This window comes from Microbulbifer elongatus, from assembly GCF_020524885.1.
GTDB lineage: Bacteria > Pseudomonadota > Gammaproteobacteria > Pseudomonadales > Cellvibrionaceae > Microbulbifer > Microbulbifer elongatus_A.
Genome location: NZ_JAIVKJ010000001.1, coordinates 869,882 through 894,387, shown reverse-complemented (window position 1 = coordinate 894,387; position 24,506 = coordinate 869,882). Strand labels below are relative to the sequence as shown.

Annotated in this window: 21 protein-coding genes; 9 read left to right on the top strand and 12 right to left on the bottom strand. The window is 58.2% G+C overall.

All coding sequences use genetic code 11. The features are described from left to right. Positions 1–149: 149 nt before the first annotated feature. The gene (locus LC059_RS03760) at positions 150–656 is read right to left on the bottom strand and encodes a TlpA family protein disulfide reductase (protein WP_226702482.1); all 507 of its coding nucleotides are present in this window, start codon (positions 654–656) and stop codon (positions 150–152) included. Continuing rightward, the gene (locus LC059_RS03755; protein WP_226702481.1) at positions 616–1,977 is read right to left on the bottom strand and encodes a YihY family inner membrane protein; all 1,362 of its coding nucleotides are present in this window, start codon (positions 1,975–1,977) and stop codon (positions 616–618) included. The genes LC059_RS03760 and LC059_RS03755 overlap by 41 nt, the downstream gene beginning before the upstream one ends. Before the next feature lie 183 nt (positions 1,978–2,160). Between LC059_RS03755 and arsC the strand changes: the two genes are divergently transcribed. From arsC to LC059_RS03710, 9 genes are all read left to right on the top strand, one after another. Beyond that, on the top strand, positions 2,161–2,505 hold the full coding sequence (gene arsC, locus LC059_RS03750) for an arsenate reductase (glutaredoxin) (protein WP_226702480.1): 345 nt from the start codon (positions 2,161–2,163) through the stop codon (positions 2,503–2,505). Beyond that, positions 2,506–3,135: an NAD(P)H:quinone oxidoreductase gene (gene wrbA, locus LC059_RS03745; protein ID WP_226702479.1), complete on the top strand. Its 630-nt coding sequence runs from the start codon at positions 2,506–2,508 to the stop codon at positions 3,133–3,135. Next, positions 3,128–3,511: a DUF2069 domain-containing protein gene (locus tag LC059_RS03740; RefSeq protein WP_226702478.1), complete on the top strand. Its 384-nt coding sequence runs from the start codon at positions 3,128–3,130 to the stop codon at positions 3,509–3,511. The genes wrbA and LC059_RS03740 overlap by 8 nt, the downstream gene beginning before the upstream one ends. A gap of 63 nt (positions 3,512–3,574) precedes the next feature. After that, the gene (gene sppA / locus LC059_RS03735; protein WP_226702477.1) at positions 3,575–5,440 is read left to right on the top strand and encodes a signal peptide peptidase SppA; all 1,866 of its coding nucleotides are present in this window, start codon (positions 3,575–3,577) and stop codon (positions 5,438–5,440) included. A 319-nt stretch (positions 5,441–5,759) separates the two neighbouring features. Beyond that, entirely contained in the window at positions 5,760–6,704 is a 945-nt protein-coding gene (locus LC059_RS03730) for an alpha-amylase family glycosyl hydrolase (protein ID WP_226702476.1), read from the top strand. Between the two features lie 102 nt (positions 6,705–6,806). After that, positions 6,807–7,538, top strand: coding sequence for a carbohydrate-binding module family 20 domain-containing protein (locus tag LC059_RS03725; protein WP_226702475.1), 732 nt, complete (start codon positions 6,807–6,809; stop codon positions 7,536–7,538). A 338-nt stretch (positions 7,539–7,876) separates the two neighbouring features. Further along, positions 7,877–8,725, top strand: coding sequence for an HAD-IIB family hydrolase (locus tag LC059_RS03720; RefSeq protein ID WP_226702474.1), 849 nt, complete (start codon positions 7,877–7,879; stop codon positions 8,723–8,725). Positions 8,726–8,766: 41 nt separating this feature from the next. Further along, complete coding sequence (locus tag LC059_RS03715; RefSeq protein WP_226702473.1) at positions 8,767–9,990, top strand: glycosyl transferase; 1,224 nt, start codon at positions 8,767–8,769, stop codon at positions 9,988–9,990. A gap of 89 nt (positions 9,991–10,079) precedes the next feature. Continuing rightward, positions 10,080–11,834 (top strand): alpha-amylase family glycosyl hydrolase, encoded by a 1,755-nt coding sequence (locus tag LC059_RS03710; RefSeq protein ID WP_226702472.1) that lies wholly within the window; start codon positions 10,080–10,082, stop codon positions 11,832–11,834. Positions 11,835–11,877: 43 nt separating this feature from the next. Here LC059_RS03710 and LC059_RS03705 read toward each other — a convergent pair whose 3' ends face one another. The 10 genes from LC059_RS03705 to accD form a co-directional block, all read right to left on the bottom strand. Then, the gene (locus LC059_RS03705; protein WP_226702471.1) at positions 11,878–13,131 is read right to left on the bottom strand and encodes an MFS transporter; all 1,254 of its coding nucleotides are present in this window, start codon (positions 13,129–13,131) and stop codon (positions 11,878–11,880) included. A 195-nt stretch (positions 13,132–13,326) separates the two neighbouring features. Beyond that, the gene (locus tag LC059_RS03700; protein WP_226702470.1) at positions 13,327–15,390 is read right to left on the bottom strand and encodes a DUF3488 and DUF4129 domain-containing transglutaminase family protein; all 2,064 of its coding nucleotides are present in this window, start codon (positions 15,388–15,390) and stop codon (positions 13,327–13,329) included. After that, positions 15,387–16,409, bottom strand: coding sequence for a DUF58 domain-containing protein (locus LC059_RS03695; RefSeq protein ID WP_226702469.1), 1,023 nt, complete (start codon positions 16,407–16,409; stop codon positions 15,387–15,389). Before LC059_RS03695 ends, LC059_RS03700 begins: the two co-directional genes overlap by 4 nt. Before the next feature lie 14 nt (positions 16,410–16,423). Continuing rightward, positions 16,424–17,335: an AAA family ATPase gene (locus LC059_RS03690; RefSeq protein WP_226702468.1), complete on the bottom strand. Its 912-nt coding sequence runs from the start codon at positions 17,333–17,335 to the stop codon at positions 16,424–16,426. Between the two features lie 104 nt (positions 17,336–17,439). Further along, on the bottom strand, positions 17,440–18,624 hold the full coding sequence (locus LC059_RS03685; RefSeq protein ID WP_226702467.1) for an O-succinylhomoserine sulfhydrylase: 1,185 nt from the start codon (positions 18,622–18,624) through the stop codon (positions 17,440–17,442). 470 nt (positions 18,625–19,094) lie between these two features. Further along, complete coding sequence (purF, locus tag LC059_RS03680) at positions 19,095–20,579, bottom strand: amidophosphoribosyltransferase (protein WP_226702466.1); 1,485 nt, start codon at positions 20,577–20,579, stop codon at positions 19,095–19,097. A 68-nt stretch (positions 20,580–20,647) separates the two neighbouring features. Further along, a complete protein-coding gene (locus LC059_RS03675; protein ID WP_226702465.1) occupies positions 20,648–21,145 on the bottom strand; it encodes a CvpA family protein in 498 nt (165 codons plus the stop codon). A gap of 141 nt (positions 21,146–21,286) precedes the next feature. Further along, positions 21,287–22,024 carry an SPOR domain-containing protein gene (locus LC059_RS03670; RefSeq protein ID WP_226702464.1) on the bottom strand — a complete coding sequence of 246 codons (738 nt, stop codon included), beginning with the start codon at positions 22,022–22,024 and terminating at the stop codon, positions 21,287–21,289. Beyond that, on the bottom strand, positions 22,005–23,288 hold the full coding sequence (gene folC / locus LC059_RS03665; RefSeq protein ID WP_226702463.1) for a bifunctional tetrahydrofolate synthase/dihydrofolate synthase: 1,284 nt from the start codon (positions 23,286–23,288) through the stop codon (positions 22,005–22,007). The genes LC059_RS03670 and folC overlap by 20 nt, the downstream gene beginning before the upstream one ends. 237 nt (positions 23,289–23,525) lie before the next feature. After that, a complete protein-coding gene (gene accD / locus LC059_RS03660; protein ID WP_181253684.1) occupies positions 23,526–24,380 on the bottom strand; it encodes an acetyl-CoA carboxylase, carboxyltransferase subunit beta in 855 nt (284 codons plus the stop codon). Between the last annotated feature and the right edge of the window lie 126 nt (positions 24,381–24,506).

Below are 24,506 nucleotides of genomic sequence, written 5' to 3'. Positions count from 1 at the left end.
GAGTCCCGAATTACCTATTTTACGGCTAAAAATCCGCACGCATCCTAACAGCTGGCGCGTATCTTCCTTAAAGATACTTTCGTTATAGGGCTAGAAGAAGACGACTATTCGCCGACACCGGGATAGGTAGTACCAGCCAATAGGGGCGATCATTCACCACTATCCACGGTAGCCACAGCAGCCACAGCTTCGGCGAGGGATTCAGCGGTCTGTGGACCCACCAGCGTTCGCCGCCACTGCCCATTGGAATCGATGATAAGAGTAGACGGCAACACCTGGGGCATGGGTTGGCCCCAGCGTCCTTCCGGTGCAGCCGCCAATAGCGGAAATTCGATGCCGAACTTTCCGGCCTGCTGCTTTACCTGCTCCGCCGGCAATTGATCAAAGTTGATCCCGAGTACCAGAACCCGTTCGCGATGCTCGCGATAGAAAGTATTCAGCTCCGGAATTTCTTCCCGACAGGGTGCACACCACTCCGCCCAGTAGTTCACAAGAAGGACTTTGCCTTCAGTGCGCAGGGGCTTTCCTTCCAGGCTCTGCAGGCCGCTTCCATGGTTTTCACAACCACCCGCCAATACGGCGGCAACGAGCAGCGCCAGGAACAGTGCGAATCGTTCAGGAGCTGGCCGTGCGGCTTGAAGATTTACTGCGGGCATTGCGTCGGCGTCCTTTATTGGCCGAAGTGTCGTCGTTACTGCTTTCATCGGGAGCGGGTAATTCACGGGCCTCGGCAACCGGATCTACAGACTTCTCCAACATCTCCTTTGCCATGGACTCACGGAATAGATCCCCCAGGGTCTGGGACAGGTGCTCCCGTGAGAAATCCCTTGCCTCCCGGAAGCGCGCATCTACCTCCCTAAACCAGGGATGCAGTTCCAGCTCCCGGTGACCCTTTTCCGGCACCGGCGCCGGGTGTAACCAGTCGAGTAACTGCTCAAGGGTCACGGAATCCAGATCGCGCACCAGCACATGATCATTGCGATCGGTCTGCGCGATGACCTTGTTATTTTGCAGAATCTCACGGATACGCCGCCACTGGGCCGGGCGGATACCTGCGCGGGAAATATCCTGCTCACTTACCGACTGGCCTTGCTGGTAATTGCTGAAAAACTTCGACATCAACACCAGCGTCGCCACCAGATCGGAATATTTGCGCCCCCCTGCGGCAGCGTGGTAAGCCGACAATGTCCGCACCAGCACACACCCGGCCAGTACGATCATCCACAGGGTGTAGATCCAGATCAGAAACAGCGGCACAAAGGCAAAGGCACCGTAAATGGCCTGCACCGAACTGCGCGAGACAATCGCACCGAACAGGTATTTGGCCGCCTCAAAGGCGATCGCGGTGATCACCCCGCCGGCAAAACCGTGTCGGAGTGGCACCCGGCAATTGGGCACCGCAACAAATAACAGGGTGAACGCGATGGCGGTAAAAATGAAAGGTAGAACCCGCAGCACCACCGGCAGTAGACCGAGGCTGTCACTCTGGGCGAGGACTTTCTGCGAAAACAGGTAGGTAGTGGCAGCCATACCCGCCCCCAGCAGGATTGGCCCGAGGCTCAGAATGGCCCAGTACAGCAAAAAGCTGGAAACGCCCTTGCGCCCCTTAGGAATGTCCCAGATGGCGTTAAACGTGGCCTCGATATTTTTCAGCATAAAGCCCGCGGTGAGCAGCAGTATGGCGATACCGGCACCGGTCAGCCGCTGGGCCTGAACAGAAAAGTTGTTGATGTATTCCTGCACTTCGCGCCCGCTCTCCGGCACGAAATGGGAAAAGATCTGCTGCTGGATTTTGTTTTCGAGACCGGCGAAATCCGGAAATAGAGACAACATGGCGTAGCTCACCGTAACCAGTGGCACTATCGCGAACAGTGTCATGTAGGTCAGCGCGGCCGCGTTCTGGCGGCAGTTCTTCTCGTTAAATACCGCCCACAGGGAGGCAAAAAAGCGACGCCAGCGGTGCACCATTTCAGTCATGGGTCTTCTCAGTTTGTTATATAGCCATGTATGCCGGATTCTTGTGCGAAACCGGTCGACAACGCCGTGCATTCTGTCTGAAAAATACGCCATACCCCAGCGTAGTCCACGATTCAGACAGCTTCATGGACGGCTAACAGTCACCTGTTAGAATACGCCAAACCTTAACAGGATACCCATTCAATGTGGACGATCTATCATAACCCGCGCTGTTCAAAATCCCGCCAGACCCTGCAACTGTTGCAGGACAACAATATTGAGCCAGAAATTGTGCTCTATCTGGAAACCCCACCGGATGGCGCCACACTCAAGGCGCTGCTGAAAAAGCTCGGCATTGCCCCCCGCGACCTGCTGCGCAAGGGAGAAGACGCCTACAAGGAACTGAACCTGAAAGACGCCGCCCATTCAGACGACGCTTTGATTGAGGCCATGGTCTCGCACCCCAAGCTGATCGAGCGCCCCATCGTCGTCAAAGGTGACAGCGCGGTACTCGGCCGCCCGCCGGAAAACGTGCTGGAGCTGCTCTGAATGAACTCCTCGACGGCAAATGAGCCCTATGTGCTCATTCTCTATTACAGCCGCGGCGGTACCACCGCCGCCATGGCAGCAGAACTGGCCCGCGGTGTAGAACAGTCCGGGCTCAGTGCACGCCTGCGCACCGTGCCGCCGGTCTCGCCCGAAACCGAGGCCAGCCTGCCCCCGGTACCCGATAGCGGCGCCCCTTACTGCACCGCCGATGACCTGCGTCACTGCGCGGGCCTGCTACTGGGTAGCCCCACCCGTTTTGGCAATATGGCGGCACCGCTGCGCTATTTTCTCGACCAGACTAGCGACATGTGGCTGGACGGCAGCCTCACGGGTAAACCGGCGGCCGTGTTCACCTCCACGGGCAGCCTGCACGGCGGCCAGGAGAGCACGCTGATCTCCATGATGCTGCCTCTGCTGCACCACGGCATGCTCATCGCCGGCATCCCCTATTCAGAGGCCTCTCTCATGCACACCACCACTGGCGGCACCCCTTACGGCGCTTCCCACTGGTCCGGCAGTAAGGCCGGCGGCCTCAGTGAAGACGAAACCAACCTGTGCCGGGCGCTGGGCAAACGCGTCGGCAAGCTTGCCCTGCAGCTCGCACTGGCGGAGGGAAGCGACCATGGCTAAAAATCCCAAGACACTCGACCCGGCAGCGTTGACCCGCAAGCTGGAAATCGCCCGCAAACTAAACTGGGTCTGCTACGGCGGACTTTTACTGCTGTTCGCGGTATGGAACCTGTTTCTCGATGGCTCCCTGAAATGGTGGCTGCTGCAGACAATTCCTCTGCTGCTGGTGTTGCCCGGCATGCTCAAACAGCGGCAGCGCAGTTATTTGTGGCTGTGCTTTATCCTGCTGCTGTATATCACCGCGGGCATTGTCGACGTAATGATGCCTACACGAGGCTGGCAGCATGGCGTACTCACCGCGCTTAGCCTTATCCTGTTCGCATCCGCAATGATGACCAGCCGCTGGCAGGTGCAGTTGCACAATTCAAAAGCCTAAAGCGACAACACACCGTTCCAACGGACCGACATTGTCACCGAACCAACACAAGGAGTTTCAGGTTTGACCGAAGCAACCCGTCAACGCGGCCCCGTCCGCCGCTTTTTTGGCGCCATCGGCGGCGCCATTACCTGGCTGCGCCGGGTAGTGACCAACCTGCTGTTCCTGTTGATCTTGCTGTTTATCGGCATCGCCATCTTTGGCGGTGAAGAACGCATCACCGTCCCTCAGGGCGGCGCCCTCAAAGTCGCCCCAGCCGGATTTCTGGTGGACGAAGTGAGTCAGCCAAGCGGCCTACCCGGTTTCCTCGGCGGACCATCCACGCCACCGGAAACCCGCGTCAAAGACCTGGTCGATGCGATCGATCGCGCTGCCAATGACAATCGCATTGCCGCGCTGGTACTGGAACTGGACTACCTATCCGGTGCCAGCCTCAGCAAACTCGAAGAAGTCGGCGAAGCCGTACAACGCTTTAAAGCGAGCGAAAAGCCGGTCTACGCCATCGGCGACAACTTCACCCAGGGTCAGTATTTCCTCGCCAGCCACGCGGACAAGGTCTACATGAACCCCATGGGCTCGCTGCTCCTCACCGGCTTTGGCAGCTATCGTAATTACTACAAAAGCGCCCTCGACAAACTGAAAATCAATTTCCACGTATTCCGCGTGGGCGATTACAAAGACTTTATCGAGCCCTATACCCGCGATGACATGTCTCCCGCCTCGCGGGAAAATAATGCGCGCTGGCTGCACCAGCTATGGACCGAATATACCGAGCAGGTCACCGGCTTGCGCAACCTGCCACCGAGCGCTATCGACGCCTATATCGCTGACTTGCCAGAGAACCTGCGCGCTGAAGGTGGCAGCTGGGCCAAGGCAGCACTGAGCAACAAGTTTGTCGACAAGCTGCTTACTCGTCGCGCAGCCGTCGAAGAGGTACAGGAGCTGGTGGGCGTCAACGAGGCGGACAAGTCCCAGTACAAGGCCATCAATGCCCTTGATTATCTCCGCCACATGAAGCTCGCCGACCTGCCCGCACCACCACAGAGTGACAAAATCGGCCTGATCAGCGCCGCTGGTGCCATCATGGATGGCGAGGCCCCGGCGGGACAGATTGGCAGCGCCACCCTTGGAAAACTGATTGCGGAAGCGCGGGAAAAAGAAGTCAAAGCCCTGGTATTGCGTATCGACAGCCCGGGAGGCTCTGCCTTCGCCTCGGAAGCCATCCGCCAGGAATTGCTCGCCACCCGGGAAGCGGGTATTCCCGTGGTGATCTCCATGGGTAGTGTGGCCGCCTCCGGTGGCTACTGGATTGCTGCCGGTGGCGACCGCATCTGGGCGTCCCCCTCCACTATTACCGGCTCCATCGGTGTATTCGGAGCCTTCCCCACCTTCGAGGACTCTCTCGAGCACCTGGGTATTTATAACGATGGTGTGGGCACCACGGAACTGGCCGGCACCATGCGGCTAGATCGCGCTCTGCCGGAAGCGGCCGCAGACATACTGCAGCAGGGTGTGGAGCACACTTATTCCCAGTTCCTGCGTCTTGTCGCCGAAGCCCGCAGCAGCACTCCGCAGGAAATCCACAAGATAGCCCAGGGCCAGGTGTGGACCGGCCGCACCGCACACGAACTTGGATTGGTGGATGAGCTGGGTAACCTCAAGGATGCTATTGCCGACGCCGCGCAGCTTGCCCAACTGGAGAAGTACGATATCGTGGAAATTCAGCGTGAGCTGACCCCGGGCGAGAAACTGATGCGCGCCCTGGCGGATAATGTTGACGCGGGTATCGCGGCCAGCGTCGAGCGGAATCTTCCCCTGGGCGCCTGGTTTAGCAGTCTGCAGCCGGCACTGCAGCCGCTGGCGGAACTCAAAACGTTCAAGGATCCGCGCGCCCTGTATGTGCGCTGCATGCACTGTGTAGCGCCCTGATCACAGAGAGGAAGGCGGCCCCAACACTTCGATGGGGCCCGCCTTCCCTGCCATCCCGCCCCGAAAATTAATTCGTCCGACTTCCCGCTGTTGCGCCCAATTAACAAGGGTTAACTAGCGTTAAATCCTTCTACGCCCCTGTGCTCCTCCCCCTCCTCCCCGGCGCAGTGGGTTACCTCCCCACCCCCCTCACGGTAGCTTGGCTTGCATATCCCCCGCGGGGTATCCCCTGAGATGTTTGCTGTTCAGGCCTCGGCCCGACAACGATGCAGTAATGCCGGGTCGATCACTCAAAAATCAAAATAACGAGGTGATCAGAATGAAAACCATAAAAGCGATGATGGGATCACTGATTCTTGCGTCTTCCTGTAGCGCAGTCAGTGCCGAGACTCCGAGGACGGCCTTCGTCCATCTGTTCGAATGGCAGTGGGACGATGTTGCAGCTGAGTGTGAAAATGTACTTGGCCCCAAGGGCTTTTCCGCTGTACAGGTCTCTCCACCACAAAAATCCATTAATGCCGGGGAATGGTGGGCGCGCTACCAGCCGGTGAGCTACCAGATTGAAGGCCGCTCCGGCAGCCGCGCACAATTTGCCAGTATGGTGAATCGCTGCAAAGCCGCTGGCGTCGATATTTATGTCGATGCGGTGATCAACCATATGGCGGCCTGGGACAGAAACTTTCCGGAAGTACCTTACGGACCCAATGACTTCCACAACTGCACATCGGATATCGACTACGGCAACGCCTGGTCCATTCAGAACTGTGACCTCGTCGGCCTCAATGACCTGAAAACGGAATCTGACTATGTGCAGCAAAAAATTGCTGACTACCTGAACGACCTTACGAGTCTCGGTGTTGCCGGGTTTCGTATCGATGCTGCCAAGCATATGCCGGCGGCTGATATAAACGCGATCAAGAATCGCCTCACCGGAAACCCGTATATCTTCCAGGAAGTTATCGGCGCGGGCGGTGAGCCGGTAAAACCAACGGATTACAACTGGATAGGTGATGTAACAGAATTCAACTTCACCAATACCCTGGGCCACTACTTCAAACTGCGCGGCCCACTGCGGGAAATCAGCAATATCGGCACCTGGTCCGACTGGCTCCCCAGTGAAGACGCCGTTGTCTTCGTAGCCAACCACGATAACCAGCGACAGAACACCGATAACACCATTACCCACAAAGACGGCAACAATGCCAACAACATGGCCCACGTATTTATGCTGGGCTGGCCTTACGGCTACCCCAAGGTCATGTAGAGCTATGAATGGTACGACCACGACCAGGGCCCACCCGCCTCAGGCGCGAGCAGTTGTAGCAATGGCTGGCTGTGCGAGCACCGCAATCGGGAAATTGCCAATATGGTGGGATTCCGCAACCATACCGCAGCGCACTGGGGCGTCACTGACTACTGGGATAATGGCAATCACCAGATGGCCTGGGGCCGCGGTGGCCTGGGCTTTGTAGTCCTCAATATGGAAGGCAATAATCTCAACCGCAGCTTCCAGACCGGTATGCCCGAAGGGCAATACTGCGACATCGTCCAGGGTGACTTTAATGAATTGACCGGCAGCTGTAGTGGCCCCAGTGTCACCGTAGACAGCAACGGAAACGCCGGCTTCAACGTCTACAACCGCAACGCCTCCGCGATACACGTCGGTGCTCGCATCGGTACTTCTAGTAGTAGTTCTTCCAGCAGTTCTTCCGGCGGCGGGTCAGGCAGTGGCTCAGGTAGCGGATCGAGCAGCGGTTCCGGCAGTAGCTCGGGCAGTAGCTCGGGCAGCAGCTCTGGCGGTAGCCGCGTCGACACGCACTTTACCTGCAATAACGGCTACACCTACTGGGGCCAGAGTGTGTATGTGATCGGTAACCTGGATGAACTGGGTAACTGGGATCCGGCCAGGGCACAGAAACTCGACCCGCAGGGCTACCCAACCTGGGATGGCTTGATCAATTTGCCCACAGGTCAGTCCGTCGAGTGGAAATGCCTGAAACGCGAAGAGCAGAATGCCGGCGCCGGTATCGAATGGCAAAATGGCGGCAACAACCAGTTTACTTCCGGGCAGGAGACGTCTCCTTCCGCAGGGTTCTGATTTATTCGCCGCCCGGCTGCAATCTTCAGGCAGGAAACTGACTTTCCCAAAGCCTGTCAGGTTGCAGCCTTTTCGATCAATCGCCGAGTAATAGCTCTTAAACCCTCACGCGCCCCACTCTGGGGCGCAACCGGCGGCACCCTCCTTCATCATCACCAAATTGATGCACCCCCAACAGTTTCCGGGACCTCACATGGACAACTTGAGGATTGCGGCGCCACCCGATTGCTCTGAAGCGGTGCAATGGCTCATTTTTGTATGACTGGCACTATTTTTGGATTACCAACATAGAAACTACGGAATGTAGCGCAAAGAATAAGCCCAATACTGGGAAGCAAATGACCAAAATAGCGAGACAAGACATCCAGTGGCTGATTGCCAGCGACCTCGACGGCACTCTGCTGGACCACTTTAGCTACTCCCACCAGCCCGCTGACGCCACGCTGGAAAAGCTGGAATCCAGCGGCGTTCCTGTGATTCTGAACAGCAGTAAAACCCGCGACGAAATGGTGGCCCTGCGTGGCGCGCTCAACAACCGGCACCCGTTTATCGTCGAGAATGGCTCAGCCATCTTTATTCCCAAAGGGTACTTTCCACACAAGCCAGAGCTGGCGCGGGAAGACGCGGAATACTGGATCCTGGAACCGGGCGCGCGCAGAGCCGATATTCTCGCGTTTCTGCGGCAAGACAGCGAAGCCCACGGCGCCCCCTATCTCAATTTCGCCGCCGCCTCGACCAAAGACATAGTCGACGCCACCGGCCTCACCCGTATCGAGGCGAAGAAGGCCAATCAGCGCAACTATTCAGAGCCCCTGCTGTGGCAGGGAGATGAGTCACAGAAGCAGGCCTTCGTCGCACGCGCCAATGCTGCAGGATTCGCCACTCTGCAGGGTGGGCGATTTCTGCATGTGCTGGGACAGACCGACAAGGGCCGCGCGACACAGCTGCTTAAAAAAACCTATCAGCAATATACCGACCGGGAATACCGCCTGATTGCCAGCGGCGACGGGCCAAATGACCTGGATATGCTGAAAGTCGCAGATGTTGCCGTCATCGTGCGCTCACCCGCGCACCCACCTCCCAGCCTACCCCACCACCCGTCACTTATTGTCACCCGGGAAACCGGCCCAAAAGGCTGGGCGGAAGCCATCAAAGACATTTTCGCTACCGACGCCACGCACTCTTAACAGATTTAACGTTAAACGGACCCTAAAAAAGGAAGTAAACCGTGACCGACTTTTTTCAGAATGGCGACATTACGACCCTGCACAACCTGTCCAACCGCAGCCTGGAAGATATGGAAGCGGACCTGATCCGTTTTTCCAAACACCGCCCGATGTCCCTGCTGCTGCCTTCCCTCTACTCGGAGCTCGAAGGTGAAGCTCTGCCGCGCATTCTCAAGATTCTCGCCGAAGTACCCTACCTCTCTGAAATCGTGATCGGTTTGGATCGCGCCGACGAATCCCAGTATCGGGACGCACTGAAGCAGTTCGCCATTTTGCCTCAACACGTTCGGGTGTTGTGGAACGACGGCCCCCGCCTGCGCGAATTGGACGCGCAACTCAAGCGCGATGGTCTCGCCCCCAAAGAGGCGGGCAAAGGTCGCAATGTCTGGTATTGCCTCGGTTATATTCTTGCATCCGGCCGCGGCGAAGCCATTGCCCTGCACGATTGCGACATCGTCACTTACGACCGCATGATGCTGGCGCGACTTTTTTACCCGGTCGCCAACCCCAACTTCAGTTATGAATTCTGTAAGGGCTACTATTCCCGTGTCGCCAACGGAAAAATCAATGGTCGCGTGTGCCGCCTGCTGGTGACACCACTGATACGCACACTCAAGAAGATCTACGGGCACACACCGTATCTGGAATATATGGATAGCTTCCGCTATTCCCTCGCCGGTGAATTTTCCTTCCGCCGCGATGTGGTCAATGACCTGCGAATTCCCAGTGACTGGGGGCTGGAAATTGGCGTGCTCTCGGAAATGCACCGCAACTATTCCACCAACCGCTTGTGTCAGGTGGATATCGCCCACGCCTATGACCACAAACACCAGGACGTCTCCTTTGACGACGAACATTGTGGCCTGTCAAAAATGTCCATCGATATTGCCAAGTCATTTTTTCGCAAACTCGCCACCCAGGGCACGGTGTTTTCTTCGGAGACTTTCCGCAGTATCAAGGCAACCTACTTTCGGGTGGCGCTGGATTTTGTGGAAACCTACCGTAACGACGCCATCATCAATGGCCTGAAATTTGATATACACAAAGAGGAGCAGACCGTAGAGCTGTTCGCCAGCAATCTGGTGAAAGCCGGCCAGGCCTTCCTCGAAAACCCGATGGAGACACCGTTCATACCCAGCTGGAACCGGATCACCAGTGCAGAGCCCGGATTCCTGACGCAGCTGAAACAAGCGGTAGAAGCGGATTACGAAGAGTACAACGGGTAACTGCTGCTGGTATCGGAGCAAGAGCATAACCCGTGCGCAAGCACCAATCGACCGAGCCAAGATAACTGCATGGAAACCGGGGGGACGCCGTGAGCCATTCCAATACGCAACTGCCGATCAAGGAGGTCCTCCACCAGAAGGTGGTGGATCACCTGGCCTTTATCTATCCAGAATTGGAAGTAGAACCCATTGCCCACGAGCTGGTGCACACCATGCGGCTCGATGACGATTGTCAGAGCCCCTTGGCTCATAAAAACCTGTGGGACCAGACCGACATCGCCGTCATCACCTACGGCAACAGCATTCTCAGCGAGAATCAGCCACCGCTGAAAACCCTGCACCATTTCCTGCAGGCGCACTTCCCGATGCTGATCAACACGGTACATATATTGCCGTTTTTCCCGTACACCAGTGACGACGGTTTTGCGGTCTCTGCCTACAAGCAAGTGGATCCACCTCTGGGAGACTGGAGCGACATACTGCGTATCAGTACAGACTTTCACCTGATGGCGGACCTGGTGATAAACCACTGCTCGTCACGGCACGAGTGGTTCATTAATTATCAGGAAGGACACGACCCCGGTAACGGATTTTTCGTGGAAGCGGACCCGAGGGAAGATCTCAGCAAGGTAGTGCGCCCCCGAGTAACCCCGCTACTGCGCGCCACCAATACACCACAGGGAACCAAACATGTGTGGTGCACTTTTGGCCACGACCAGGTAGACCTGAATTTCGCGAACCCCAAAGTACTGGCGAAAATCGTCGATATCATCCGCCTGTATCTGGATATGGGTGTGCGGGTTTTCCGCCTGGATGCCGTGGCTTTTATCTGGAAAAAGCTCGGCACAAATTGCCTGAATCTGGCGGAAACCCATGAAATTGTGCGCCTGCTGCGCACACTGATCGAACACGCCAACCCCAATGCCGTGATCATTACCGAAACCAATATCCCCAACCAGGAAAACCTGTCCTATTTCGGTAATGCCAACGAAGCCCACTGCATCTACAACTTCTCCCTGCCGCCACTACTGGTCAACACACTGGTGACCGGCAATTGCCGTTACCTGAAAAACTGGCTGATGAGCATGCCACCGGCGCAAAACGGCACCACCTATTTCAACTTCATCGCCTCACACGATGGTATTGGCCTGCGTCCGGTTGAAGGATTGCTGGACGACAGCGAACTGGAAGCCCTGATCCAGACGATGGAAAACTTCGGTGGGCAGATTTCCTGGCGCGCACTGGACGACGGCAGCAACAAACCCTACGAAATCAATATCTCTCTATTTGATGCGCTCAAGGGCACCATCGGCGGAGAGGACGAGTGGCAACTGCGGCGCTTTATCTGCGCCCACGCCATTATGCTCGCACTGGAAGGTATTCCCGGTTTTTACCTGCACAGTCTGATGGGCACCACCAACGACTATGAGCGTATGAAAGAGCACGGTCACAACCGCGCCATCAATCGCCGTCAGTGGCAGGAGCATGAATTGAACGAAGCGTTGGCGGATCCAGACACACACCACCACCATGTCTTCCACCAACTGCGAAAACTGATTCAGCTGCGGCGGGAACAACCAGCCTTCCACCCCAATGCAACCCAGTTCACCCTGCATCTGGGCGATCAGGTGTTTGCCTTCTGGCGTCAGAGCCTGGACCGCCGGCAAAGTATTTTTTGCCTGAACAACATCTCCGACGAGCCGCAGACGGTTCACCTGAACGCGATCAACCTGATTGGTACCGATAAGTGGAAGGACCTGATCAGCGATGCCACCTTTGACGACATGCTGGCAACCCTGACGCTCGATCCTTTTCAGACCTTGTGGATCAGCAATCGCTGGTGATCAGGGAGCAGTGATCATCTCGAGGGGTGATCCCGGGGGATCATCACTGCTCGATGGCGTCTTCGCCCCGGACTGCCAGTTGGCGCAAAGCGCCGCTGTACCAGGCCACAGCAAATGCCACAAAGCTGAATACACCCGCCCACCAGAGGGTAGTGAGCGGTGCGGAGAACTCACTGATCACACCGGCAGCCAGCGCGCCGATGGCGGCGGAGCCGAACAGGGAGAGCTGATAGATGGAAATGACCCGGCTGCGCACCTGTTCGGGGGCGAGAATCTGCACAATGGATTTCCCGAGACCCGCAGAAGCGGCTGCCACCGCTCCCCAGCAGGCACACAGAAACATCAGACCGTAAGGGGTCGGGCCAAAACTGATGGCGATCATCAGTGCCGCACTGTAGAGCAGGCACATCAACACGCCCCGACCGGGGGTATTGCCCTGTCCCCGCCGCAACATGGCCACGGTCGCAATCACGGTACCCGCCACAAACGCGATCTGCAGGGTGGCGTAATAGCTGGCTCCCCGGCCATAACTTTCCGCCATCAGCGGCAGCACCACCAGAAACACACCGATATGCACCAGGCCGTTGAAACCCACCAGTAATACCAGCTCCAGAATCGCACGGCTTTTGCGTACTTCCGCAAACCCTTCCAGTAGTGCCGAGGGCAGCTTTAGCTGCGCTACCCGCGGTACCGGCCCAAGGTGGCGCATGGAAAAGAAAAACACGGCGGCGACCACGAGTACCACCACCTGAATCAACAACAGCAGCTCCGCGCCCCAGCTATCAAAACGACTCGCCAGCAACATTCCGATCGCCTGCCCGCCGTACTGGGCGAGCATCATCCAGGTCACGGTGTGTTGCACGCGCGCTTCACTCAAGCGGGTATTGCCGTCTTTAGGCGTGCGCGCACAGCGCTGGACCAGATTGTCCCGCGCCGGCTGCAGGAAGGCGGTACAGACGCCCAGACTAACGCCGTACAGAATCAGCAGGGCGAGGCTTGGCAATTGATGGAGCAGGTAATAAGCGAGGGCCGCGTGACAAGTACCGAGCCCGAGACAGGACACCGCGGCGACCCGCGCGGAATCAAAACGATCAGCCAGGGCACCGCCAAACAGCAGGAACAGCAGGTTGGGCAATAGCACAGAGGCCTGCACCCAGCCCAGTTGCAGGGCCGGAAGATCTACCAGTGCCACAGCAATCCACGGCAACAACACCACCTGTAAACCAGTAGCCAGTGAGGTACCGCTGTAGCCCAGGAGAAATGTTCGCAGACGTGCCGCCAGTGCGGGATGAGCCATTTACAGAATCCGGAAAACCATTTGCGCTGCTACCGGCCGAGGACGAGGGCCAAGGACAAGGGGATTGGTTCCCCGTAGTTTCCGGTGCAGCCTGCGGAGCAGGCAGTGAGCCCGCCTCCCCAAAAGGGCGCTATTGTCCCATAGCGCCATCGTCCATAGAAAGTTGCGTTTGCATAGCCCCCACTGCCCGCCGAGCTAAACCCGGGCGGAAGCGCGGGCCTGGGCAGAAAGGCGCAGCGGCCAGAAGCCACGTAACAGTCGCCGCAGCTGCTTTTCCGCCTGCGCGTCGCCCGCATAGGCGGCTTTTTCATAAGCGCTCGTAATGCGCACTGCCATGGGGCCCAGGCGCGGCTGCTCCTGCTCAATGCGCCGCGCATAATCGCCGGGCGTCTCTCCCGGGTTGCGCGACAGCCCGGCGCGGGCCATACGGCGACAGAACCGTAGATACAAGCGGCTGGCCACCGGTAGCGCCGGACCACGACTGGACAACTTGAGCCATACCAGCAGCAACAGCAACGCCACCAGCATCGGAGTGCCGATAAACAGTGCCATACGCAGGGACGATACTTCACCCAGCAGACGCCGCAGCAGACCTTCCTGACGCTCGCTATTGAAGCTGACCACCGTCTGGTACCAGCGGTAGTTGATCATGTCCCATTGCAGGCGCAGGCGGGTGACAAAGGCGATTTTGTGCAGGGGCAAAAAGGCGTCCTGCATAAATTCTTCGGCGGCGGCGCTCTGCAACCCATCGCGAATTCGCTCCGGTGCCACCGATGCCGTGGGATCCACCCGCACCCAGCCGCGTCCGGGTAACCAGATTTCAGCCCAGGCGTGGGCGTCGTACTGGCGCACCAACAGGTACTCCTGCTGCTCGACCCACTCCCCGCCCTGGTAACCCGCGACTACGCGCGCCGGTACACCGGCAGCGCGCATGGTAAACACATAGCTGCTGGCAAAATGCTCACAGAAACCCTGGCGAGTAGAGAACAGGAATTCATCCACGGTATCTGCCCCCAGTGCCGGCGGCTTAAGGGTATAGACGAAACTCCGGTTGTAGAGGGATAGCAGCGCCTGGGAAATTTCCTCGGCATCCAACCCCTCTTCAAAGCGGGCCCTGGCCCAGGCGCGCGCACGGGGGTTGCCCGAAGCGGGCAGTTGCAGATTTCGACGCTGCTCTGAGGCGCTCAGGCCCTCACTATCACCCACAAGTTCTCGCGGCCAGGAACGGACTTCGTAAGCAAGCCGGGCACCCACCGGTGTTCGATAGACCAGCGTATCATCGCCGGTCTCGCGCACGCCGCGAGTTTCGGAGTGTGGGCGCGCCAGGGCAAACAGCCAGGGGTTGTGGCTCGCCTCCTGGATAATCTGGTAGCGATAGCGCGGCCCCACTGCAGGCAACTCGCGCTCACTGCCGTCACCGTTACCGCCATTGTAAGCGCGCCGATTACTGCGCCCGCGCCCCCAGCTTGGGTAGCCGTCTGCGGCGCCTGGCTCGCTCCAGCGACGACCATCGAAGTGGGTATATACCAACCCCCGCCAGTAACGTTGCTCTGGTGGAGGCACAGCGCCATCAAAGGAAATTCGCAAGGCGGGCTTGTCGGACTTGGACAGCTCGCTGAAGTCCCCGGGACTCATGGAGTCACTGATTCCCGTTGAGGCCGCCTTGGTATTCTGTGGCACCGCCCACAGAGGACCGAGACGCGGAATCACCACAAACAATATCAGCATCACCGGCACGGCCTGTGCCAACAGCTTGGCAGATACTCCCAGCGCCCTGCCCGGCCGCGCGCTTCTCCGCCCCTGTTGGGCAACCAGTGCGGCAGTAATAATTACCACACACCCAATCCCGTACACGGCATAGGGGATCGTCTGCTCGAATACAAACAGGGTAGCGGCGAGAAAATAGGCCAGCATCAGGCTAAGCAGCGCGTCGCGCCGACTGACCAGCTCAATATTCTTAAGGGTAAAAGAGACCGCCAGCAGCGCCACCATTGGCTCCAACGCAAACCATCGCCGGTAAGTGAGGACCAACCCGGCGACTACCAGGCAGACCGCCACCAGTTTCGCCATCCGCCCGGGCATTTCCCGACGACCGCGAAATACTTCCAATCGCCAGTAAACGGCAATTATCCAGGCCCCGAGCAACCAGACGGGTAAATGCATAGTGTGCGGCAGCAGTACCGCCAGCTGAGCAGCAAAAATCCACAGCAGGCTTTCCCGCGGCAACAGCGACTGTAACTGGCTGACACTGCTACTCACTGGCTGACTCCCTGCACGGGGAAAAGCGCGAGCGCACTCAGCACCTTGTGTTTGTGCGCTGCTCCCAGGTCTGGATCGATGGACTGCCCCGGCAATCTCAGGCCATATGGCACCTGGGCACGCTCGGCTTCCAGCACCCAGGCGCAGAGGTTACTCAGCCGGACCTCCACATCGCGCCCGCCAAGCAGATCCCAGTCCAGCCAAAGGCGTACATCGCTGCCAGAGGCATACTCCTTGCTGTACAGGTCGCGACCGCCGGCATACTGTTTCCAGGCCACGTGGCGCAGAGAATCCCCCGGCTGGTAATTCTTTAACCCGGCAAAATCTTCGCCGCCGGCGGAGAAAGACTTCTGCTGGTCCCCCTCCCCGACACTGGCACCAAATGGCAGCGGGCCCGCGGGCTTGGGCTGCGGGTACACAAGAAATTCCGCGTCCAGGTCCACCCAGCTCCAGCAGCGGAACAGCCCCAGTGGGAAACGGCTCTGCACATGAAGGCGCGGCGCCCGCACCCGCCCCCTTTGCAACAGTGGCAGGTCCAGGCGAATTTCACGCGCGTCGTCTTCCAGGATATCGGCCAACAGCCCCTCTTCCGGTGGCCAGGCCAGCTGTACCCGCTCGTGATGGCGCTTTCCGGTTTTACTGAGTGCAACCCTGGCCTGACCATAATCCCCGGCAAAGGCCGGTGAAGTATCGAGCAGTTGCAGTCTGAGGCCAGAGAGGTTGGCAAAGGTATGCACCGGCAGGATCACCATCAACCCCACCAGCAGGAATGCGAGCGCCAGTACCAGGTTATTTTCGTAGTTGGTGCCGAGAAGCCACAACAGGAAAATTACCAGCAACAGCCCCATGCCGGCGCCGGTAGGGAGCACGAAGAGTTTACGGTGATCCAGGGTTACCATCTGCGTGGGAGGCAGACGGCGATTGAGCCAGCGCAGCCAGCGCGCCCGAAAAAGCGGTTTAACGCCAGTCTGATTTGGGCTGCCCGCTGATGTATGGGAATTGATGGGTTGTACCGACACGTCTGCCTCTGGCCTCAGGCGGCGATAATATCCACCTGGTGCATCATGCGCTCCACCAGCTGAGTGCCATCGGTACCATCACTTTGCAGGCGGTGCCCGGCCACCGAAGGCAGTACTGCCTGCAGGTCTTCGGGCAGAAGATGCCCACGGTTGTGAATTAGTGCCCAGGCGCGGGCGGCATGCAGCAGTGCCAGGGCGCCTCGCGGGGACAAACCGACCGCGCACTCGGGGCTCTGACGGCTGTGCTGCACCAGACGCTCGAGGTAATCCAGCAATGAGTCGGATGCCTTCACCTGCCCCACCAGCGACTGCAACTTGCGCAGCCCTTCGCCATTGATGCGGGGTTTGATCTGCGCCAGTTGTGCGCGCGGGTCTACTCCCTGAAACAGCGCCCGCTCCGCATCGCGGGTCGGGTAGCCAAGGCTAATGCGCATCAGAAAGCGGTCGAGTTGAGATTCCGGTAGCACGAAGGTGCCGGACTGTTGCAGCGGGTTCTGCGTGGCGATAACAAAAAATGGTTCGGGCAGTGGACGAGTTTCGCCATCGATACTGACCTGGCGCTCTTCCATGGCTTCCAGCAATGCGCTCTGGGTTTTTGGGGAGCTGCGATTGATTTCATCTGCGAGCAGCAGCTGACTAAAGACGGGACCTTCGTGGAAGCGAAATTGGCCCGACTCCCGCTCGAAAATACTGACGCCCAGAATATCCGCCGGCAGCATATCGCTGGTGAACTGAACACGCTTGTAACTCAGGCCGAGCACCTGGGCCAACGCATGCGCCAACGTGGTTTTACCCATGCCGGGTAAGTCTTCGATGAGCAAGTGACCTCGGGCCAGCAGGCACGCCAGCGCGAGCTTTACCTGATGTTCTTTGCCAAGAAGTACTTTGCCGATATCGGCGACAATGGCGGAAATAATCTTTTGCACGGCAAGTCCATTACTGCTCGGTTTTTGTTCACTAGCCATTAATGATAGGCCCCGCACTGAGCGGAGCCATTCATCATGTCACATTTCACGCCATTGTGACGGTTTTATACGAGTGACGACAAGCCACGTGCGAGATCGGCCTTCAAATCCTCCACATTCTCCAGGCCCACGGAAACCCGGATCAGGTTTTCGGTAATACCCGCCTTTTCCTTGTCTTCATCACTCAGACGCCCGTGGGTGGTGGTTGCCGGATGGACGATGGTACTTTTCGCATCGCCAAGGTTGGCGGTCACCGAGAAAATTTTGCACGCATCGATCACTTTCCACGCCGCCTCACGCCCACCTTTCACGGTAAAACTGAACACGGCACCGAACGCAGATTGCTGTTCCGCCGCCAGCTGGTGGTTGGGGTGGCTGGGCAAGCCGACGTAATTGACCTTGTCCACCTGTGGCTGCTCCTTCAACCACCAGGCCACATCCAGCGCGCTGGTGCAGTGCGCCTGCATGCGCAGCTTGAGTGTCTCCAGCCCTTTCAGGAAAACCCAGGCGTTAAACGGGCTCATGCTGGGCCCACAGGTGCGCAGGAAGATGACAACTTCATCCATCACTTCCCTTTTCCCGACAACCACACCGCCCAGGCAACGGCCCTGGCCGTCCAGGAACTTGGTGGCAGAGTGCACAACAATATCCGCGCCCAGTTCCAGCGGACGCTGTAGTGCCGGCGTACAAAAGCAGTTGTCGACGACAAGCTGGGCACCGGCACTATGCGCGAGATCTGCCATAGCGCGGATATCCGCGACTTCACACAGGGGGTTGGACGGTGTCTCCATAAACAGCAGTTTGGTATCGCCATCCAGCGCATCTTGCCAGGCCTGGAAATCCGTCAGATCAACGAACGTAACTTTGACACCGAACTTGATCATGTAACGGGTAAACAGTGCGGTGGTGGTGCCGAATACACTGCGCGAGCAAATTACCTTGTCACCGCTTTTCAGCAGCGCCATACACAGGCTCAGAATCGCCGCCATACCACTGGAGGTCGCCACCGCAGCCTCCCCACCTTCCATTGCGGCAATACGCTCTTCAAAGGTGCGCACAGTCGGGTTGGTGTAGCGCGAGTAGACGTTGCCGGGAGAGTCCCCGGAGAAACGCGCGGCGGCCTCAGCCGCGGAGGGAAAGACGTAACTGGAGGTGGCGTAGATGGACTCGGAGTGCTCGCCCTCCGCCGACCGGCTCTGGCCTGCACGTACCGCCAGAGTTTCCAGTGCGTATCCGTCGTCTTCAAACATGGGTTAACCGTCCCGGGTTACAGATAAGTGGAACCGGTAATCTTAACCCATGAAAGCAGCTGGAGCAGAGCGAATAACGAAAGCTACGAAGCAATAAAGCCAGAATTGAAGGCGGAGTGACGGGAATCCATTTTCAGAAGCGTCGGCGACAGGGACGTCGCCGACGCAGCCTACAGGGATGTATTTATGGCGGTTCTGAAAATGGATACCCGGCGCTCCACCGCCCAGAAATGCACTACGTAGCTCAAAACAAGATGGAGCTACGTAGTTAGATTGGTGGCAGCGCCGCTACCAATTGTTGTTTGCGAGACACGCCGTAAACCCATCCATGGGGGCTCGGCTGCGGCCGTCCTGGCCGCAGACGGTCTCGCAAACAACAATTGGTATCAGCGCCTTAGCATCCACCAAAAGCACTACGGCCCACCTATTGGCGGGCCGTAGCGTTTGATAAAAGCAACTAGAGGGAGTAATTACAAGGAACTTTCGTTGCCCTTCCCTTTCGCGCTGTCATTGCGAGCAGCGTGCAGGCTATCCAGATATTCCTGAGTCACATCACCAGTGATGTACTTGCCATCGAATACTGCGCAATCAAATGCCTTGATCTCGCTGTTACCGTCGGCAGAGGAAACAATCAGCTCATCGAGATCCTGATAAATCAGCCAGTCCGCACCGATCTCCTCACACACCTCTTCGGTGGTGCGGTTGTGGGCAACCAGCTCGGTAGCCGATGGCATATCGATACCGTAAACGTTCGGATACTTAACGGCCGGTGCAGCCGAAGCAAAATACACCTTCGCCGCTCCCGCCTCGCGCGCCATCTGGATGATCTGCTTACAGGTAGTACCGCGCACGATGGAGTCGTCCACCAGCAATACATTCTTGCCGCGGAACTCCAGCTCAATCGGGTTCAGCTTCTGGCGAACCGATTTTTTACGTTGTTTCTGACCCGGCATGATGAAGGTACGGCCGATATAACGGTTCTTCACCATACCTTCACGGAATTTTACGCCCAGGCGGTGCGCCACCATCTGACCCGCGGAGCGGGAGGAATCCGGGATTGGAATCACCACATCGATATCGTGGTCCGGGCGCTCGCGCAGGATTTTTTCCGCGAGGTGCTCGCCCTGACGCAGGCGCGCCTTGTGCACGGAAACGCCGTCCATGATGGAGTCCGGACGGGCAAAGTACACGTGTTCGAAAATGCACGGGCGCAGTTGCGGGTCTTCGGCGCACTGTTCGGAGTGCACGGTGCCGTCGAGCTCGATATAGATACACTCACCCGGCGCCACATCGCGCACCAGGGTGTAACCGAGAACGTCGAGAGCAACGGATTCTGAAGCCACCATGTATTCGGTGCCCTTGTCGGTCTCGCGCTTGCCGTAGACCAGCGGGCGAATACCGTTGGGGTCGCGGAAGGCAACCACACCGTAGCCAACAATCATCGCCACACAGGCGTAACCACCGCGCACACGTTTGTGCACCGCGCGCATGGCAGTGAAGATGTCTTCGGCTTTGGGCTGGAGCTTGTGCTGCTTGTGCAACTCGTGGGCAAATACGTTGAGCAGGACTTCGGAATCGGAGTCGGTGTTGATGTGGCGCAGGTCCTGCTGGAAGATCTGTTCTTTCACCTCATCGACATTGGTGAGGTTGCCATTGTGGGCCATGGCAATGCCGTAGGGGGAGTTGACGTAAAACGGTTGGGCCAGTGCGGGGCCGGAGCTGCCGGCGGTGGGATAGCGCACATGGCCGATGCCAAAGTTGCCCGTCAGACGCTGCATATGGCGTGCGCGGAACACGTCACGCACGAGGCCGTTGGCCTTCTGCTGATTCAGGCGATCACCATCACAGGTGACGATGCCGGCAGCGTCCTGGCCCCGGTGCTGTAACAGGGTGAGCGCGTCGTACAACTGCAGATTAACGTCACTCTTACCGACGATTCCAACGATGCCACACATACTTCAGATAACCCCAGTCATTTCGAAATGGTCACGGTGATCCAGCGCCGCTTCCAGCGGCCCAACGATCATTCAATTTGCCCTGCGAAGAAGTCCTTGATCGCGCCAGCCGCTTCGCGCGCGCGATCTTCAAATTCGAGAAAATGCGGTATCAGCGTCGATTCCCGCCACCAGCTATCTTCATTCACCGGCGCCAGCGCCGGGGCGAAGATCAGCAGCGCCATCACAATGATGCAGCCACGAAACAATCCGAACACCATCCCCAGAACACGGTCCGTACCGGAAAGGCCAGTGGCCTCCACGAACGCAGACAGAGTCATATTCAGGCCAGCTCCGGCCAGCAGGGTGAAGATAAACAGGATGGCAAAGGCGGCGATGGCCTGCAGTGAAGGTGTATCGACAAGGTTAGAGAGCAGTGGCGCCAGCTGGTCGCGAAACATCATCGCCACTACGAATGCCGCCACCCAGGTGAGCAGCGACAGGACTTCGCGCACGAAGCCTCGGCTCAAGCCGATCAGCGTGGAAATGGCCACGATAGCCAGAATGGTCCAGTCAGCCCAGTTCATCCAACCCTACCTGCTACGCGGCGGCTGCCGCGAAGAGCGCGCATTCTAACTTACCGACCGGAGCCCGTGAAGCAGTTCACCAAATCCTGTTCAATCCCGGCAAAAGGATCCTATGGTAGGCTGGCTGCAGCGGGCGTGGTATCACGCCCGATAACGCAGGATCAGAGTTTCCGTTTTCAGCAGCCTGTCCAGCTTCTGCTTGTCTGACTGAGCATCCACCCGACTCAGCTTGGGACCGACAAACACCCGAACCAAGCGACCCTTGGAGGTTTCCACCGCGCGAGTATACGCCCGGAAACCCGCATCCATCAGCTTGCTGCGCATACGCTCGGCACTAGCAGGCTCCTTGTAGGCCCCAACCTGCACCACCCAGCCCTCGGGCAGTCCGTTGTCGTCCAGCTGAGTCTCTTCGGCGGGCAGCTGCACCTGCTGGTCCACCTCAGCATTTTGCTTCTGCTGGAGTTCACTACCAGGCTTCGACGCAGCGGCAACCACTTTGGGACTGGCTTCTTTGGGTTTAGCTTCTTCCGGTCTCGGCTGCTCAAGGGACACAGACTCCGGATCCGGCGCGGGAGCCTTCTGCTCCACAAACTCAGGCTGGAACACCTGATCTACCGGTGGTGCGGGTTCTACGTCCTCCACCGGCTGGGGCTCAGCAATAGCGATAGGCTTGATATCCGGAGGGGGCGGGATCTGGCTGGTCACGTCGATATAGCGCGCGCCCTCACGGTCAAACAGGGACGGCAGGAAAATCACCGCCAGAGCAGCCAGTACCAGTGCGCCCACGATACGCTGCTTGACCCCATCGTTCAGCCGGCGCGAGCCGTGCGAATTGTTCTGGGACCGGTTATTAGGGGAGTCACTGTCCCGCCTGGCCATCTTGTTGCTCTCTTGTAAGCTGGAGTACCTCTGCAACGGTAAAGAAAGAACCGAAGACAAGCAACCTGTCTCCGTCTTCTAATTGGCCTACAGCCCGCTCCAGCTGCGCCGTTACCGGCATGCAAGGCTCAGAAATCTGCTCCGCAGACACACCCGCCGCCCTCAACTCTCCCAGAAGCTGCTCCGCCCCCGCCGCACGGGGATTGTCCGGCAGCAGCGCCGGATGCCAGTGATCAATGGAAGATTTCAGCGGGGCCACCAGCCCATCGAGATCCTTGTCCGCCATGACCGCTACCAGTGCCAGCGTGCGCCCCGCCACTGGATGGCTTTCCAACCAGTCCGCCAGATACTTCGCCGCCGCCGGGTTGTGACCAACATCCAGCACCAGATCGCGCCCTTTCCAGACCAGAGGCTGACAGCGCCCAGGCATCTGCAGACTCTCCAGCGTCGCGCAAACCTTATCCGCCCCCGGCAGCTCCCCGGCGAGCGCCAGTGCGGTGATTGCCGCCGCGACACTGGCCGGCGGCAAGTGCAACTCCGGCAACCCGATAACCAGCTCTGGCTCAGCCGCTAGGCGGTACTCGCTATTGCTCTCACCGCTGATAAGAGAAAACTGACGATCAATAAAATAACTGTCACACCCCAGCTTGCCGGACACATCGATTACAGAAGCCGGTGGCCATGGATCCGCACACACAAACGTCTTGCCCGCACGCAAAATCCCCGCCTTCTCACGCCCGATCACCTCCCGGTCACTGCCCAACCAGGCCTCGTGGTCCACCGCCACGCTGGTGATGATCGCAATATCCGGATCGATAATATTGACCGCATCCAGCCGCCCACCAAGGCCGACCTCTAGCAATGCGAACTCCACATCCGCCTGCTTGAACAACCAGAAAGCCGCGAGCGTGGTGAATTCAAAATAGGTCAGGCTTGTCTCACCCCGCGCCTGCTCCACCGCCTCAAACGCCGCAATCAGCTGCGCATCACCCACCTCCTGCCCGTCTATCCGGATACGCTCATTAAAGCGCAGCAAATGAGGAGAACTGTACGCACCCACCGAATGGTCCCCCGCACACAGCAGAGCCTCCATGGTGCGCACACAACTACCTTTGCCGTTGGTCCCCGCCACGGTAATCACCCGTCGCGCGGGGGTCAGCACATCGAGGGCCTCCGCTACCGAAGCGACGCGGTCCAGGCCGAGCTCAATTTCAGTGGGGTGCAGTTGTTCCAGGCGAGAGAGCCAGGATTGGAGGTCGCGCATGAGATCACCGGTATTTATTTGGGTGAAAAGATTTTAGTAGAAAGTGCAGCCAGAATAAGCTGATTCGAAGAAGACGCGTAGAAGCGAAGGGAGCGATACCGGGCGCAGCTTTGCGAGACCTTCCGCGAGAGTGACCTCGCGGAAGAGACCCCATGGATGGGTTCACGTCGTGTCTCGCAAAGCTGTGCCCGGTAGCGGTCCCGCTCCATTATCAGAATCAGGACCACCTTTTTTAATTCAGTTGTTGGTTAGCTTACCCAGCAAGCGGCCAACCGTATTCCGCATATCCTTACGCGGAATGATCATATCGATAGCGCCGTGCTCCAGCAGGAACTCCGCACGCTGGAAGCCCTTCGGCAGCTTCTGGCGAATGGTCTGCTCGATAATATTCGGCCCGGCAAAACCGGCGCGTGCGCCCGGCTCCGCCGCATTGATATCCCCCAGCAACGCCAGGGACGCAGAAACACCGCCGTATACCGGATCCGTCATGATCGAGATGTATGGCACACCTGCCATACGCATCTTCTCCAGCACCGCAGACGTCTTCGCCATCTGCATCAGCGAGATCAGAGCCTCCTGCATCCGCGCGCCACCGGTCGCCGAAAAACATACCAGCGGGATATTCTCTTCCAGTGCACGCTGGGCAGCGCGGGTGAATTTCTCACCCACCACATAACCCATAGAGCCACCGTGGAACGCAAATTCAAAGGCCACGGCCACTACCGGCTTGCCTTCCAGAAGACCCTGCATCGCCACCAGCGCATCTTTCTCGCCAGTCGCCTTCTGAGCCTGGGTCAATCGATCCTTGTACTTCTTCACATCCTTGAACTTCAGGCGATCCACCGGCTCCACATCGGTCGCCAGCTCTTCCCTGTGCTCAGTATCCAGGAACATATCCAGACGGCGACGGGCGCCGATACGGAAATGGTGCTCACACTTGGGGCACACATCCAGGTTGCGCTCCAGCTCCGGCAGGTAAAGGGTGGAATCGCACTTTACACACTTCTTCCACACGCCCTCTGGCACCTTGCTGGCACCCGCGCGACGCTCGGTACGAATCACCGAAGGAACAATTTTTTCTAACCAGCTCATTGTGTTTCCAAAATCCGATAACTTGATGCTTGCTGAATTCGGTAACCGCCTGATGCTCCATCAGCCCAGACAGCTGCGATTTATGGGCCGAGGATAAATGACCGGCAATCCTAAAACCGCGAATTA